General features: G+C 40.4%; 1 protein-coding gene. It reads left to right on the top strand.

Annotated features, from left to right (window positions below):
• The first annotated feature begins 94 nt into the window (after positions 1 to 94).
• The gene (locus tag AACR11_RS08270) at positions 95 to 496 is read left to right on the top strand and encodes a DoxX family protein (protein WP_029790171.1); all 402 of its coding nucleotides are present in this window, start codon (positions 95 to 97) and stop codon (positions 494 to 496) included.
• Positions 497 to 604: the final 108 nt, after the last annotated feature.

The following is a 604-nucleotide window of genomic DNA, read 5'->3' as shown; positions in this document are numbered from 1 at the left end:
GGGGGGGGGGGGCTTTCCATCCGTTCCAGTTTTGTAAGGCACGGCTTAAAGCTCCTAAATTATCCAATTGAGACATTCAGATATAAAGGTTTTAATGACCCATAACTTATTCTTCGCGGGGCGTATATTGCTCGCTTTATACTTTTTAATACCAGGAATTATGAAATTTACCTCTTGGGCAGGACATATAGCTTTAATGGAAAAGCACGGCATGATTTTGATCCCTTTCTTGCTCGCTTTTGCTGCTATCTTGCAGATAGTAGGGGGCATCTTAATTATTCTAAACCGTTTTACCTGTATTGCTGCTCTTGTTCTTGCGGGGCTGGTTTTAGTGATCAACATAAATTTGCATGATTTTTGGCATTATTCTGGCGTAGAAGGTGCGCATGAAATGCAAAACTTCATCAAAAATCTTGCTATTTTTGCTGGGCTATTAATATTAGCCAGTTCTACATGGGAACAGACTTTTCAAACAAGAATTCAACGTAACTCATGATACATAATAAGAAAAGTTTGGCTACACAATGTAGCCAAGCTATTTATCGAAACTTGCCTGCGAATCAAGATAGTTGCTAGCCAGGGAGGGGGTCACAGGAAGCCCTCT

Origin of the sequence: Vibrio sp. L85, assembly GCF_963871815.1 — a bacterium.
Classification (GTDB): Bacteria; Pseudomonadota; Gammaproteobacteria; order Enterobacterales; family Vibrionaceae; genus Vibrio; species Vibrio harveyi.
This window is presented reverse-complemented; position numbering and strand designations above follow the sequence as displayed.